Annotated in this window: 12 protein-coding genes; 1 reads left to right on the top strand and 11 read right to left on the bottom strand. The window is 67.4% G+C overall.

Going from position 1 to position 14,015, the window contains the following annotated elements:
* Positions 1-2: 2 nt before the first annotated feature.
* The 6 genes from flgK to J4O73_RS11850 all read right to left on the bottom strand — a co-directional run bounded on the left by flgK (position 3) and on the right by J4O73_RS11850 (position 6,701).
* Complete coding sequence (flgK, locus tag J4O73_RS11875) at positions 3-1,421, bottom strand: flagellar hook-associated protein FlgK (protein ID WP_426217497.1); 1,419 nt, start codon at positions 1,419-1,421, stop codon at positions 3-5.
* A 28-nt stretch (positions 1,422-1,449) separates the two neighbouring features.
* Positions 1,450-2,661: a flagellar hook protein FlgE gene (locus J4O73_RS11870; protein ID WP_426217495.1), complete on the bottom strand. Its 1,212-nt coding sequence runs from the start codon at positions 2,659-2,661 to the stop codon at positions 1,450-1,452.
* 88 nt (positions 2,662-2,749) lie between these two features.
* Positions 2,750-4,069 (bottom strand): flagellar protein export ATPase FliI, encoded by a 1,320-nt coding sequence (fliI, locus tag J4O73_RS11865; RefSeq protein ID WP_426217493.1) that lies wholly within the window; start codon positions 4,067-4,069, stop codon positions 2,750-2,752.
* Positions 4,070-4,073: 4 nt separating this feature from the next.
* Positions 4,074-4,802: a flagellar basal-body rod protein FlgF gene (gene flgF, locus J4O73_RS11860; RefSeq protein ID WP_426217491.1), complete on the bottom strand. Its 729-nt coding sequence runs from the start codon at positions 4,800-4,802 to the stop codon at positions 4,074-4,076.
* Between the two features lie 6 nt (positions 4,803-4,808).
* Positions 4,809-6,059, bottom strand: coding sequence for a DUF1217 domain-containing protein (locus tag J4O73_RS11855; RefSeq protein ID WP_426217489.1), 1,251 nt, complete (start codon positions 6,057-6,059; stop codon positions 4,809-4,811).
* A 93-nt stretch (positions 6,060-6,152) separates the two neighbouring features.
* The gene (locus J4O73_RS11850; RefSeq protein WP_426217487.1) at positions 6,153-6,701 is read right to left on the bottom strand and encodes a hypothetical protein; all 549 of its coding nucleotides are present in this window, start codon (positions 6,699-6,701) and stop codon (positions 6,153-6,155) included.
* Between the two features lie 127 nt (positions 6,702-6,828).
* Here J4O73_RS11850 and J4O73_RS11845 point away from each other — a divergent pair, with 127 nt between their 5' ends.
* Complete coding sequence (locus tag J4O73_RS11845) at positions 6,829-7,113, top strand: PilZ domain-containing protein (RefSeq protein ID WP_426217485.1); 285 nt, start codon at positions 6,829-6,831, stop codon at positions 7,111-7,113.
* A gap of 87 nt (positions 7,114-7,200) precedes the next feature.
* On the opposite strand, the gene J4O73_RS11840 is transcribed toward J4O73_RS11845, so the two are convergent.
* The 5 genes from J4O73_RS11840 to J4O73_RS11820 form a co-directional block, all read right to left on the bottom strand.
* A complete protein-coding gene (locus J4O73_RS11840) occupies positions 7,201-8,226 on the bottom strand; it encodes a flagellin (protein ID WP_426217483.1) in 1,026 nt (341 codons plus the stop codon).
* A gap of 297 nt (positions 8,227-8,523) precedes the next feature.
* The gene (locus tag J4O73_RS11835) at positions 8,524-9,204 is read right to left on the bottom strand and encodes a response regulator transcription factor (RefSeq protein WP_426217481.1); all 681 of its coding nucleotides are present in this window, start codon (positions 9,202-9,204) and stop codon (positions 8,524-8,526) included.
* Between the two features lie 420 nt (positions 9,205-9,624).
* Positions 9,625-10,815, bottom strand: a complete 1,191-nt coding sequence (nhaA, locus tag J4O73_RS11830) for a Na+/H+ antiporter NhaA (protein ID WP_426217479.1) — start codon at positions 10,813-10,815, stop codon at positions 9,625-9,627.
* Between the two features lie 58 nt (positions 10,816-10,873).
* A complete protein-coding gene (locus J4O73_RS11825; RefSeq protein WP_426217477.1) occupies positions 10,874-12,556 on the bottom strand; it encodes a thioesterase in 1,683 nt (560 codons plus the stop codon).
* The gene (locus J4O73_RS11820) at positions 12,553-13,830 is read right to left on the bottom strand and encodes an O-antigen ligase family protein (RefSeq protein ID WP_426217475.1); all 1,278 of its coding nucleotides are present in this window, start codon (positions 13,828-13,830) and stop codon (positions 12,553-12,555) included. The genes J4O73_RS11825 and J4O73_RS11820 overlap by 4 nt, the downstream gene beginning before the upstream one ends.
* Between the last annotated feature and the right edge of the window lie 185 nt (positions 13,831-14,015).

Here is a 14,015-nt window from a genome sequence, read left to right as displayed (position 1 = left end):
GTCTAACGCACCGCGTCCATGAGGGTCTTGAGAAGCTGGTCGACCACCGTGATGATCTTCGCCGAGGCCGTGTAGGAATGCTCCAGCTGGAGCGTCAGCGCGGTCTCGTCGTCGCCGTTGACGCCCGCCACGTTCGACAGCGCGTCGCTCGCCCGCGACAGCAGGGTCGATTGGTAGGTGGCGTCCGAATCCGCCTCCTTGCGCTGCTGCGACAGCCAGCCCGCCGAGGCCGAGGCGAAGCCCGCGAGCGTCGCCGAACTCGCGACCGCCGTGCCCGCTCCGAGGCTGCGCGCCGCGCCGAGATTGTCGACAAGGGTCTTGAGGCGCCCGGCATAGGCCGTTTCGCCCGCCGCGTTCACGACTGTCGCGGCGCTGGCGATGCCCCCGTCGCGCAGGCGCGTGACCGCGCCGCCCTGCCTCGGATCGACCCGGGGCGCGACCGCGAGGGACGCTGCGCCCGAGCCGGTGAACAGCCCCGCCACGGTGGAGGCCGGGACTGTCGTCGGGTCGGTCTCCGCGAAGGCGGCAACGAGGCCCGTGGCGATGGAGTCGAGCTGGCGCCCATACTCAAGGGCGGTGTCGTCGCGCAGGGCTGTGAGCCCGGCGATGCGGCCGGACCGCAGCGGCATCGGCGCGTTGGCGCCCGTGACGGCCACTCCGTCGACGAAGACGGTATTGCCGAGCGCCCCGCTGCCGAGGGCCGGGCTGGGGGCGAAGCTGACCGAACGAGGGCCGCGCTCGTAGAGTGTGGCGCCGCTGTCGGTGTAGATCGCCATGCCGCCATCCGGGCGGGTCGTCGTGGCGATGCCCATCTCGGCGGAGATCTGTGTGAGGATCCGGTCCCGGTCGTCGAGGCTGTCGGTGATGTCGAGGCCGAGCGCCGTGCCGCGCACCACCGCCCCGTTGGCCGCGTCGAACTTGCCGAGCAGATCGGTGATCGTGGCGACCGACGCGGCGATCGAGGCGTCGGCCTCCATGCGCACGGATGTCACCGTCGCCGCCGCGCCATTCAGGCTCGCCGCGAGGTCGCCCGCCGCGTCGATCGCCGTTCGGGCGAGGTCGCTGCTGTCGGGCTGGTTGGCGGCGGCGATCAGGGCGGCGTTGAGGGTGCCGAGCCGGGCGGCGGGCGAGGTGACGTCGGCGGTGTCGCCCACCGTCTGCGACAGGGTCTTCAGGGCGTCGAGCTTGGCGGCGCTGGCGGCCTCGTCGGACGTCGCCGTGAGCTTCCGGTCGAACAGGGCTTGGTCGCCCGCGCGGGTGATGACCACCTGCGCGGTGCCGCCGCCCGTGACGAGGGTGGCGATCTTGCGGGAGTAGCCGGTATCGCTCGCACCCGAGATGTTGCGCGAGGCGACGGCGATCTGTGTCGAGGTGGCGAGCAACGCGTTGCGCGCGGTACTCAGCGCGATCTGAAGGCCCATGATGCGGTTCCGATCTCCTGCCGAACGCTCAGCGCTTGAGGTTCATCAGGGTGTCGAGCATCTCGCTGCCGGTCATGAACACCTTCGAATTGGCGGTGTAGGCCGATTGCGACTCGATCATCGTCGTCAGTTCGGTGGCGACGTCGGCGTTCGACTGTTCCAGCGCCTTCGATTTCAGCGTGCCGAGGCCGCCGAGTTGCGCGTAGCCCAACTCGACCGGGCCGGACTGGCCGTTGGCCTCGAAGACGTTGCCCGCCTTGGGCAGCAGCTGGTCCGGGCTGCGGACGGAGGCGAGCGGCACCTTGTAGGTCGCCGCGCGGCTGCCATCGGCGTAGAGCGTGAACACCGTTCCGTCCTCGCCGAAGGCGACGCCCGTGCCGGCGGTGGGCGGGCTGCCATTCGCCGTGGCCTTCATGTCGAAATCGCCCGCAAGCTGCGTGAGCTTGGTTCCGTCAAGGGTGATGGGCCCGGAGGCCGTGGTGATGGTGGTCTTGGTGCCGGCGGAGACCTGGCCGTCCGTGCCGAAGGTCGGGTTGGCCTCGCCGATCTTGGTCGGCGCGCCGCCTGCCGTGGCGGCGGGTTGGTAGAGAGCGATGTTCCAGGTCGTGGCGGAGGTCTTCGTGGCGTAGACGTCGTAGGTCACCGCGCTGCCGACATTGTCGTAGGTCTTCACCGAGATCTTCTTGGTGTAGGTGCCGTCGGCCGTGCCGGGGGTCGCGATGACGGCTGCGTCGAAGGGGAGGTTGCCGCTCACCGTGGCCGTGTCGGTCGGGCGCGCCTCGGCGGTGGCGGTGTCGGCCTTGATCGGGATCAGGCCGCGCGCGACATCGGGCTGCCCCTGCGCGTCGAGGGCGTAGCCTTGCAGGGTGAAGCCGCCGGAATTGACGAGGGTGCCGGTCGAGCCATCCTTCACGAAATTGCCCGCGCGGGTCAGGAACTGGCCGCCGCTGCCGTCCTTCACCACGAAGAAGCCGCTGCCCTGGATGGCGAGATCGGTATCGCTGGTGGTGAAGGCGACCGAGCCCTGCTCGTTCACTGCCCGCCGGATCACGGTGTCCACCGCGCCGGAATTGTAATTGCCGGTCCCCGACGACTCGAGCAGCAACGACGAGAACTCCGTGGAGGTCCGCTTGTAGCCGGTCGTGGACGCGTTCTGGATGTTCTCCGCCACCGTCGAGATACGATTGGTCTGGGCGTTCATGCCCGAGACGCCGGTGCGGAGCACGCCGGTGAGGCTCATAGGGACACCTTCGATGTTTCGTCGCACGGCTTCCCGTGTCGACGCAGGTCAGTAGGGCGTGTCAGGCTTGCGCGGGGCTTGGACATGCTCAGCCCCGCAGCGATTGGGCGAGTTCGAGGAAGGCGTCGCGGCTCGGCGCGTGGCCTGGTTCCTGCCGCATCGCCTCGTAGATCTGGGGCACGAGCCCGATCGCCTGATCGAGCTCCGCATCGGTTCCGGCCCGATAGCCGCCCATGAGGCGCAGGTCGCGGGTCTCCTCGAACCGGGCCATCATCGCCTTGAGCTTGCGCACGAGGTCGCGCTGCTCCGGCGTCCAGACCTCGGTGGCGAGGCGCGAAATCGAGCCGAGCAGGTCCATGGCCGGATAGCGGCCCTGCTCGGCGATGGCACGGTCGAGCACCACGTGGCCGTCGAGGGTGCCGCGGATCGCGTCCGCGACCGGATCGTTGTGGTCGTCGCCATCGACCAGCACCGAGAACACGCCCGTGATCGTGCCCTGACCGTCGAGGCCCGGCCCAGCCCGCTCGAGCAGGCGCGGCAGATCCGAGAACACGCTCGGTGGATAGCCTCGCGCCACCGCAGGCTCCCCCGCCGCCAGGGCCACGTCGCGAGCCGCATGAGCGTAGCGGGTGACGGAATCGACGATGAGGAGGACGGATTCGCCGCGATCACGGAAGGATTCGGCCACGGCCATCGCCACCTTCGGCGCCTGTCGGCGCATCATCGGGCTTTCGTCGCCTGTCGAGACGACGATCACCGAGCGCGCGCGCGCCTTGGCGATCGGCCCTTCGAGGAATTCGCGCACCTCGCGCCCGCGTTCGCCCACGAGGGCGACCACGACGCTGTCGAAGCCCTCCGCATCGGCGAGCATGGCGAGAAGCGTCGACTTGCCGACGCCGCTGCCCGCGAAGATGCCGATGCGCTGTCCGGCGCAGAGGGGCGTGAACAGGTCGAGGGCCCGAACGCCCGTCACCAGGGGCGAACGCACCCGTGCGCGGCCGAAGGCGGGAGGCGGGTCGGCATCGAGCGGCGCTGCCACCGCGCCCTGGACGAGAGGCCCCTCTCCGTCGAGGGGGCGCCCAAGGGCGTCGATGACCCGCCCTTTCCAGCGCGGATCCGGGCGGAGCGAAGCGGCGCCGAGACGGAACACACGCGTGCCGATGCCTGCCTCGATCCGCGGGCCGAAAGTCTTGATCGTAGCGCCTTCGGCGTCGATGCGGACGACCTCCCCGATCTGGGAAATCCCGTCCTGCTCGAAGCCCATCCGGTCGCCGAGACGCACATGGGGGCCGATGCCCCCGACGCGGCAGGCGCTGGCCGAAACCTCTTGTACGAGGCCGCCGACCCGCACGAGGTCTCCCTCTGCCGAGGCCATCGCCTGTTCCAGCCGTGCGAGTGCATCCACCATCCCGTTACGTCCCCTGCGGCCCGAGGGACTTGATGGCGTCCTGCAACGAGGTTTCCGATTGCTGCGTGAGGTTCGCCGCGCTCTCAAAGGCGCGCTGGATGGCGATGAGCTTGGTCATCTCCATGATCGGATTGACGTTCGAGCCTTCGAGATGGCCCTGGAGGACGCCGATGCGGGTGAAATCCTGCACGGGCTTCGCGGGTAGGCTCGGCGTGACGGCATTGGTGCCGGACCGGCTGATCGCGGCCTTCGGATCGAAGGTGAACACACCGATGGCGCCGACTTGATTCACGCCCTGATGCACCGAGCCGTCGCGCCCGATCACCGGAGGCCCCTGCTGCGGATCGAGCAGAAGCGGCGAGCCGCCGGGATCGAGGACCGGGCGCCCGGTGATATCGGTGAGGCGGCCCGTCGGATCCATCGTGAGGCGCCCGTCCCGCGTGTAGACCGGCCCCCCGGCCCCACCCACGGAGAGCCACGCATCGCCCTGGATCGCTACGTCGAGAGGGGAGTCGGTCTTGGTGATCTGGCCGGAGGCCCGCGAGATGTAGCTGTCGCCGGAGCTGACGAAGGACACCGAGCCCTTCCCGCTTCCGGTCATGAGCGCCGAAAAGCGCGTCTCCTCCGCGCGATAGCCGGAGGTCGCCATGTTGGCGACGTTCTGCGCGGTGGTCGTGAGGCGCTTTTCCAGAGCGAGTTGGCTGGAGAGCGCGACGTAGAGCCCATTCTGCATGGCGCGTCAGCTCCGCGCCCGTGCGGCGAAGCTCACCAGCGCGTCGGCCGCGCCATCCGAGGAGAACAGCGCGAGGATCGGAGCGCTCGCAACATTGTTCTGCGCATCCCAAATCGCCGCGAAGCGCCGCACGAGCTTTTCGACGGCGGCCGGATCGCTCAGGCTCTTGATGTCGATCTTCTCCGCGATTTTTGCAGCGCGTTTGGCCAGGGCGTCGCTGGAGGTGGCGTTGCTCGCGCTCGGCAGGCCGAGCAAGGTGTTGGCCACCTGCGTCAGGGCGCTGTCGCCCAAGATGTCGTAGGCCGAGGTGATCGTCGGCGCCTTGCGGGCGAAATAGAGGGCGAGGCGCACGCCCGTATCCTCGCTGCCCGCGTCACTCTCGATCGCTTGGCGAAGATACGCATCGGTTACAGTCTGGGCGGCGAGGTCCGGCGCGACATCGGTGCCGAAGCCGATATCGACCGCGACCTTGCCCGCGGCAGGGGCGGCGACGCGCAGGGTGACGGTGCGGGCTGCTCCGGTTCCGGCATAGGGCGTATCCGCGTCGTCCCCGGTCCCACCCGCTTTCCCGTCCGCGCCGAGATCGATGTAATCGGTGGTCGTGAACACCACGCTGTCGAACACGTCGAGGCCCGGATTGACTTGGCCTGCGAGGGATGAGGCGCCGATCTGGGCCTGGATGGCCGTGTAGATCTCCGTGGCCTTGACCTTCGTCAGGTCGCTCGCAACCGCCGAGAGCGCGTCCTTGTCGAGCACGATGGTCGCGTTCGACACCTTCCCGTCCCCGAGTTGGGTCGTGAGGGTGAACCGCGCCTCCTGCGCGCCGCTGAAATCCATGGTCCGCAGGATTGGTTTGCCCGAGAGCCGCGCCGCCGCTGCGTCGGCCTGATCCGCGCCCGCTTCCACGGCGGCGCTGCCTGCGGCCGTGCTGAGGCTCGAGAAGTCGAACGCCTTGGCGAAGGCGACGTAGCGGTCGTCGGCAAGACGATTGGCGAAGCTCGACGGGCTCGATGCGCCCTCCGTCAGGACCTTGCGCATGAAGGCCTTGGCATAGGTCATCTCCTCGAGCCCGAACGCCTTCATGGCGTAGGCATAGAGACGCTTGTCGGCCAGGAAATCGTCGATCGATTTCACCTTTCCGATATTGGCTTTGTAATAAGCGGTCTCGCGCGCGGTCACCGGATCCGCGGCCTTGCGCTTCATCGCCGTCGGCAGATCCCGGGCGATGAGCGTGTAGCTGGTAAGCGTGCTGGTCACGGCCGCCCGATTCCCTCGTGCGCCAAGTCGGCGACGGTTGGCTCACGCTCTAGGTCGTGAGGCTTGCTCCAGGCTGTGCCAGCCGTGGAATGGTCAGAGCCGGGACGGCCCGATGATGGTTTGCGTCGTGATCACGACCCAGCCCGCTCCCGTGTTGCGGATGGCGAGCACGCGGCCCGCGCCGGGCAGGTCGCTGCCGGTCGAGACCTCGCGCTCCCCTCCCCCCGCCTCCGAGAGGACGGCGACTCCGCCGGAGATCCGCCGCAGCGTGTAGCTGCCGTTCTCGGTCGGTTCGGGCGCGGCTTCGGCTGGGGCCCGGCGATCGGGCAGCGCACCGGTCGTGACCGGATCGAAATCGGCACTGGGAATGGCGGGCCGCTCCGGTCCGGGGCTCGCCTTCCACGCGAAGCTGCGGATCCCGGACGGAAGCAGAGCCTGCACGGCGTAAGGCCGCGTCCCCTCGGTGATCGCGTAGCCTGCGAAGCCGCTCACGGTCAGCGCAAGGAGCAGGAAGACACCGAGCACGCCCCGCTCGACGCGCGCCTCCCGGCTGCGCCGCTGCGCGACCGTCCCCGTGATCGGGCGCGGCGGCAGGGCGAGGCTCTTGACGGTGCGAGGTTCGGCCTGTCTCGGGGTAGGCATGAGCGCTGAAACACTGAGGCTGGGATGGCCGTCAGAATTCACTCTTCATGCTTGACGCTGAGTTAATGCGACTGCAATAGCCTTAGTAACATAAGAACGGAAACCGTCATTTGCGCCCGGTGAATAGATGAACGGTTTTAAGCGCGAGGTCTCCGCGACCGGAAAACACCCTGCTCGGGCAAAGCGTAATCGAGTCGTCTTGCAGGGACGAGTTGTAATCGGCGACGAACTCCATCATTGCGTGGTGAGAGATCTGTCCCGGGACGGGGCCAAGATCAGTATCCCTGCGCGTTTCGCATTGCCTGAGACGTTCGAGCTCGTGATCGCCGCGGACGACTTGAGCATGGTGCGGGTGCGCCTGCGCTGGCGGCGCGGCGACTTCGCGGGGCTGACCTTCCTGCCTCTCCGCTGAGGAATCACGGCAGCGAAAAGCCACGCCCCGTCTCCGGAGCGTGGCCAGATGGAGGGGCCGCCGACATGAGATCGGCGGCTATCGCTTTTAGCGGAACAGCGAGAGCACGTTCTGCGAGGACGAGTTGGCGATCGAGAGCGACTGGATACCCAGCTGCTGCTGCGTCTGCAGGGCCTTCAGCTTGGTCGACTCCTCTTCGATGTTGGCATCGACCAGCGAGCCGATCGAGGAGGTGTTGATGTCCATGAGCTGCTGCGTGAAGTCGGACTGGGACTTCAGCAGGGTCGACATCGAGCCGAGCTTCGACGCGCCGGTCAGAAGCTGCTGCGTCGTGGCGTCGACGATCTTCAGGTAGGTCGAAATCGTCGACTGGTTGGCGGTGGTGATGTCGATCGTCTTGAGCGACACCGTTGCGGGAACGGTAATGCCGGTGGCACCCGTGAGGGTGTAGGCCGTGTCCATGAAGCCCTTCTGGCCCGCGGCCGTCGCCGCGGCCGCCACCGTGACGTCGGTGAAGGTCGCAGCGCTCGCGATCGTGGTCATCGCAGTGGTGCTGGCGGCAATGCCGGATGCTGTCGCCGCGTTGTCGTAGAGGATGAAGGCCGACGTATCGAGCTGGGTCTTGCTGACCGAGACCGTGGCGCCGACACGCGAATAGGCCGCGACCAGGTTCTTCGTCGCGCTGAAGCCGGTGGCGTCCGACTTGACCGTCAGCCAGTTGGAGCCGTTCATCACGGTGTTGTCGGAGTAGGTCTGGATCGCGTTCAGCGCGACCTTGATGTCGTTCTGAAGCTTCGACTTGTCGGCCTGCTCGGAAGTGGCCGAGGTGAGGGCGTTCTTGATGGCGGTGAGCTGGTCGATCACCTTGTTGAGGCCGGCCGAAGCCGCGTCGATCGAGTTCTTGTCGAGGCTCATCGCGTCCTTCAGGGCGCTGAGCGAGCCGTTGTCGGACTTCAGGGTGGAGGCGATGGCCCAGTAGGCGGCGCCGTCGGCGGCCGAGGTGATGCGCTGGCCGGTGGACACCCGGTTGCTGGTCGTGTCGAGCTGCTGGTTGATCGAGCGCAGGGTCTGCAGCGCGATCGTGGCGGAGGTGTTCGTTAGAATGGAGGTCATGATACGCAAACCCTATGGCGAGCTGTAACGGTCGGGGAGTGTCGGTCTGACATCCGGGCTCGCACCGGTGCTCGCGGAGCGGCATCATGCCTATGCCCTGGGGCATTCCGCGGCGCTTCCGGCCCCCTGAATGCGGAGGCCTGGGCAGGGTCCGGGCGGTGCTGGCGGCCTTGCCGCGCTCGCTCCCGCTCCGGTGACGCTGAAAATTGCGCGGGTCCTGCTACGGAAGCGTTAAACCGTGCGGCTTCTCCCAGGGGATGCGTGGGGCCTGTGGATGACGTGGATTGAGGCGGAGCTTCAGCCTACGAAGGTGTAGCCCGCCATGCGCTTGGCCTCGATCGGATCATGGCCGAGCCGGGCGCGCAGCTTCTTGCGCAGCTTCGAAATATGGCCTTCGACCACGCTTTCCTCGCAAGCGCTTTCATGATCGCCGTAGACCGCATTGAAGATTTGCCCCTTGGTGACCTGTCGGCCGCGGTTCTTGGCGAGGTACTCGAGGATATGCCGTTCGCGGCGGGGCAGGAGCAGGCTCTCGCCGTCGATCTCGGGATCGCGCCCGTCTTGATAGACGACGAGGCGTCCGGCACGCGGGGCCTCCGCCTCCAGGGCGGCACCACGGCTCACGCGGCGGCGGATCGCATGGGCGCGGGCGATGATCTCACGGACATGGACGGGCTTGCGCACCACATCGTCGATGCCGGCGGTAAAGAGGGCGAGGGTCTGCTCCAGGGAACGGGTCTCGTTCAGGGCGATGATCGGCGCGTGTGACAGGGCGCGGATCGTCGCCGCGTAGCCTGCCCGGTCAGTGCAATCACCGAGCACGACACCCTCGATCGTCTCGAGGTCCTGCGACTTGGCGCCGTTGAGCCAGATTTCGAAACCGTCGGTCGGGAAGGCGCGGGCGGCCACGCCCTCCTGTCCGAAACCGGCCACGTATTGATCGGTCACGCTGGCCCGCTCGTCGATGACGATGAACATTCCGGTTCGTCCTCAAGGCGCAAGGCTCTGCCGCCGCCCTGTGCATCGAGCACGGGCGTGGAAGGCAATTGCCTGGCGGTCTCGCTTGTTTTGGGGGGAGTTGCTTCGCGGAATTCTTGTGAAGACTTCGGCGTTGCAATTGGTAGCTGTACTAAGGTCGTTTTTTGATGATCGAAGGAATAAATTTACAATGGTTAACGGATGGTTAATGCGCCATCGGCACCTTGGGTGCGCTGCCGTCCATGCGATAGAAATGCAACAGCCATCACAGGGTTGTGAGAAAAAGGCGACGCTTCATCAGAGTAAAGGCCGAGCTAGCGGGCTCAAAAGCCTGAGGACCACTCACGGGTAAGTGCCCCGTGGTCGAATGATCCTTTTCTAAGCTTTGGCCCTTCTTGCAGCTCCGAGCACTTTGCTACTTCAGCGTGTAGTTACGTCCTTGGCCGGGGCGGCGAGCAGGACGAGGGCACCCAGGACAATGCAGGCCATGGAGCCTGCGAGCACACCCACCTTCACTTCGGATTCGAGCGAAGGTGTCTCCGCGAAGGCCAGCAGACCGATGAACAGGCTCATCGTGAAGCCGACACCGCACAGGATCGCCACGCCGTAGACCTGCGCCCAGGTTGCGTGGGCGGGGCGCTGCGCGAGCCCTGTGGCCACGCAAGCGAGGACGCAGCCGAAAACGCCGACCTGCTTGCCGATGAAGAGGCCGAGCGCGACTCCGAGGGTGACGGGTTCGAGGAGCATCTTCCACTCGAACTGGGCCAACGACACGCCGGCATTGGCAAAGCCGAAGATCGGCAGGATCAGGTAGGCTGACCAGGGCTGGATCGCGTGTTCGAGCCGGTGCAGGGGCGAGGCCGCATCGTCGGGCTTCCCGGCGCTGAGGCGAAGCGGAATCGTCAGGGCCAGCAGCACCCCGGCAACGGTGGCATGCACGCCCGATTTGAGCACGAGGACCCACAGCAGCAGCCCGAGCAGCAGGTAGGGCGCGAGGCGGGTCACGCCCGCTTTGTTCATCCCGAAGAGCACGGCGACCGTCAGAGCCGCGCCACCGAGCATCGGGAGTGAAAGATCGGCGGTGTAGAAGGCCGCGATGATCACCACCGCGCCCAGATCGTCGATGATGGCGAGCGCCGTCAGGAACACCTTGAGCGACACCGGCACTCGCGAGCCCAGCAGGGCCAGCACGCCCAGGGCGAAGGCGATGTCCGTCGCGGCCGGAATCGCCCAACCGCGCAGGGTTTCCGGCGAAGACAGGTTCACCGCGCAATAGACCAGTGCAGGCGCGGCCATGCCGCCGAGGGCGGCAAGTCCGGGCAGGATGCGGTCGGGCCATGTCCTCAGGCGGCCGTCGAGCATCTCGCGCTTGATCTCCAGCCCGACCAGCAGGAAAAACACCGCCATCAGCGCGTCGTTGATCCAGTGCAGGACGCTGAGCGGGCCAAGATAGGCCTTCAGGGCGCCGAAATAGAGATCGGCCAGGGACGAGTTCGCCACCGCGAGGGCGAGTGCCGCGCTCGCCATCAGAACGAGGCCGCTGCCGGCTTCGCCGGTCAGCATGCGTCTGAGGGCCGAGTCCGGGCGAGGAAGCTTGCGTGGTGCCTGCATGCTCCGGGGCGTGCCAAGGATGCCGCCCCGGTTCAAGTCAAATCGGTTCGCCGTCCGGTTATTGGGCGGCGTCCCTCGTTTCTCGCACGAGGTCGATAACGATCCCGGTCAGTCTTTCCTGCGCGCCATCGGTGCTGAAGTTGTGATCGGCTCCCGGGACGATCAACAAGTCGCGTCCGAGGCGGCGGATGATCCCACGCGGGGAGCGGCCGAGCTGTGCGTGAGCATCGGCAATGCCGACATCACCCGCGCTGTAGATGAGAACGAGCCGTTGCCCGCGTCGGCGCAGCGACGCGATCCGTCCGGCGACCATGCGGGCGCGGTCCGCCCGCGAGCGCAGCAACGCGGCCATCTTGCCCTGCACGCGAGCCAGCCCGGCCCCGAAGAGATGGCGGGAGATGGCCCCGATGCGGATGTCCCCGCGCAGCAGTCGCAACCAGGCCTCCCGCCGCTTCAACAGCGAGGCATAGCTCGCCGTGCTGCGGAATTGGTGGCGCATGATTGCGTCGAGGTCGTCGCTCCCGTCCCAGTCGAACTTGTACAGATTCACGAGGATCGCGGCCCGGATGCGCTCGTCGACGCAGATCGTATGGAAGGCCAGATAGGCGCCGCTGCAGGTCCCGAGCACGATGACCCCCTCGGGCGGGGTGACGTGATCGAGAACGGCGCGGAATTCGCCGACCGTGTCCTCGACATAGAGGGGATATTTCCCGTCCGGCCGGTCCTCGGTCTCGCCGACGCCGCGCAGATCCCAGCGGAAGGACGCGATCCCGGATGCGGCCAGAACGCGCGCCATGTCCGTGCTCTGCCGCCCGTAACCGGAGCGGATGTTCATGCCGGAATTGATGAAGACGACCAGCGGCGCGCCGGGCTGGGGACGGGTCGGCGTGCAGAGGATGCCGGTGGCGAGGGGCAGACGCACGGGCTTTTCCTGCCATCCCTCGCCGGAGATGCAGGGGTCAGGCTCGGACGGGCGTGGCTCGACGCGGCGGGCGGGGGTGCCTTCCGCGACGAAGGCGACGACGTTGGCGAAGGCCTCGTGTGGGACCTCGGCGCCGTAGGGGTTGGCGAGGAATTGCGACTGGCCGGGAAACGGCTCGATCGAGGCGATACTTCCGCGAGCGCGGTAGAACTCCACGAGCCCGGCCGGATCGGCTCCGAGCACGAGCACACGAGCGGGCGCGGTGCCGGGCGGGGTCGCCTTCTTGATATCGGCCGCGGGGAGGTCCGCCAGGAAGGCCGGGCTCAGACGGTGCCCGCCGATAACCGGCGAAGCCGGATCCTGCGGGATCGCCGTGCCGTCCGGCATCGCGTCGGCGGTCTGGGACCAGAGCGTCATCGCGCGCAGGTAGGCGCGGCCCGAGGCGAAGGGCGACAGCAGAACCAGCCCGTCCCCCTCACCCGACAGGGCGGCCAGGGTCGCCCCGAAGCGCAGCCCCACGAGGTAGACTTCTTCCGCCCCGTCATGGTCTCGCAGGTAGCGGACGGCCCGGCGGATCGCGCCGGTCTGGCCCGCGATCCGGCCCGCTGACGCGTCTCCGGATTCTCCCTCGCCGGGATAGTCGATGCGGAGCGTCGAGAGTCCCGCCGCGTTGAGGCGCAGAGCGAGCTCGCGCAGGCCGCGATAGGTCGCCACGCCCTCGAAACCGAGGGGCGGGCACAGCACCACGCCCCGGCCCGAGCGGCCCGGCATGTACCAGCCGAACAGCCCGTCGATGGCGACTGACACGGCGGCGTTCATGGCCGCCGCCGCCAGGGGAGCAGGCGGAGCGGGGCCGCCTCGCGGTCCGCGCCGTAGGGCAGCACGTGGGGGCTGGGCGAGCAGGAGCAGGCGAGGAAGGCCAGGACCCACGGGAACATGTGAATGTCGGGCTGTGGCAACGAGGACTCGTCGTAATTGTACAGGGCGAGGATCGCGAGCATGGTGAGCGTCCACCAGCCTTCCGCCAGCCTGCCGGTGCCCATCGCCTTCAACGCACGCCACGTCGTCAGGAGAGCCGTCCAGGCCAGGAGGCCGAGGCCGAGCAGGCCGATCTGGACGATGGTGTCGAGGTAGCCGCTATGAGCGCTCGGCGCCTTCCAGCCGATCTCGTACCAGATGTCTCCGACCATGCGCGTGTCGGGGAGCCAGAACGCGGAATAGCCGTAGCCGAGGATCGGCCAGCCCCCGCTCGCCTGCTTCACGGCCTGCCAGATTTGGACGCGGCCGGTCAGCGTCTCGTTCTTGCCGAGCGCCCCGTACACCGCCTTGGGATCCATGACCATCACGAGGGTGAAGGACAGGATCAGCACAGTGAGCAGGATCATGCAGAAGATCGAGCCGCTCGTGCCGCGCATCCAGAGAAGCGCATAGACCGTGCTGGTGACGATCATCAGGAACAGCACGAGCGCCGTGGTCGATTGGGCGAGCCGGATGACGATCACCGCCATGACCAGGGTCGCGAGGTCGAGAGCGGTGACGCGCTGCCGTTTGAGCACCACGTACATCAGCGCCAGCGTGCCCACGACCATCGCGTCGCCCAGCGAGTTCTTCTGATTGAATACGCCGCGAATGGCGCCCGCGTATTCGCCGAGATCGTAAGCGGAGTGCGGGATCAGCACCGCCGCCGCGAGGCTTGCCCCGGCGGCGATCCACGTCACGAGGACATGCACGCGGCAAAAGGCGAGCGTGCCCAACACGGTATGCGCATAGACCGCAAGCGCCATGAGGCTCGCGAGGGAGACCGAGCGGCGAAAGCTCGCATCAGGCGCTTGGGACCACAGGCTGGTGCAGGCCGCGAGGGCGAGCACGAGCAGGAACGGCGTCAGCACCGGCAGCGCCCGCGCCTGAAGGGTGCGGTAATGATAACCGAGCCAGACCAGGGCGCCGAGGATCGCCGCCTGGATCGGCGTGTTCAGGGCGCTCGATTGCGTGGCGATGTCCTCGACCGGGCTGTTCGTGCCGAAATTGACCCCGAGCAGCATCAGCGTCGCGACGATGGTGACGATGAGTTGCCACGTCGTGACGGGACGCATCCGTGCATCGCCCGACGGCTCCTGCGAGCGCGCGCGAACGGCCGAAGCCCGCAGGCTCCCGGATGCACCGGCGGGTTCAATCCCCATGATGTCTGGACCCAAGACGTACTGGTCCCTGGCTCCCCGATCTCATTCGTTGACTATTCACCATAAAGTTTTCGGGGTGCTCTGTGGCGGGTTCGTGC

The organism is Methylobacterium sp. NFXW15, from assembly GCF_049887755.1.
Taxonomy (GTDB): Bacteria; Pseudomonadota; Alphaproteobacteria; order Rhizobiales; family Beijerinckiaceae; genus Methylobacterium.
This window is presented reverse-complemented; position numbering and strand designations above follow the sequence as displayed.

What these genes read in the sequence shown, in the direction of transcription:
- flgK (WP_426217497.1), bottom strand. Translation starts at nt 1,421, where the DNA reads ATGGGCCTTCAGATCGCGCTGAGTACCGCGCGCAACGCGTTGCTCGCC.
- J4O73_RS11870 (WP_426217495.1), bottom strand. Translation starts at nt 2,661, where the DNA reads ATGAGCCTCACCGGCGTGCTCCGCACCGGCGTCTCGGGCATGAACGCC.
- fliI (WP_426217493.1), bottom strand. Translation starts at nt 4,069, where the DNA reads ATGGTGGATGCACTCGCACGGCTGGAACAGGCGATGGCCTCGGCAGAG.
- flgF (WP_426217491.1), bottom strand. Translation starts at nt 4,802, where the DNA reads ATGCAGAATGGGCTCTACGTCGCGCTCTCCAGCCAACTCGCTCTGGAA.
- J4O73_RS11850 (WP_426217487.1), bottom strand. Translation starts at nt 6,701, where the DNA reads ATGCCTACCCCGAGACAGGCCGAACCTCGCACCGTCAAGAGCCTCGCC.
- J4O73_RS11845 (WP_426217485.1), top strand. Translation starts at nt 6,829, where the DNA reads ATGAACGGTTTTAAGCGCGAGGTCTCCGCGACCGGAAAACACCCTGCT.
- J4O73_RS11840 (WP_426217483.1), bottom strand. Translation starts at nt 8,226, where the DNA reads ATGACCTCCATTCTAACGAACACCTCCGCCACGATCGCGCTGCAGACC.
- J4O73_RS11835 (WP_426217481.1), bottom strand. Translation starts at nt 9,204, where the DNA reads ATGTTCATCGTCATCGACGAGCGGGCCAGCGTGACCGATCAATACGTG.
- nhaA (WP_426217479.1), bottom strand. Translation starts at nt 10,815, where the DNA reads ATGCAGGCACCACGCAAGCTTCCTCGCCCGGACTCGGCCCTCAGACGC.
- J4O73_RS11825 (WP_426217477.1), bottom strand. Translation starts at nt 12,556, where the DNA reads ATGAACGCCGCCGTGTCAGTCGCCATCGACGGGCTGTTCGGCTGGTAC.
- J4O73_RS11820 (WP_426217475.1), bottom strand. Translation starts at nt 13,830, where the DNA reads ATGCGTCCCGTCACGACGTGGCAACTCATCGTCACCATCGTCGCGACG.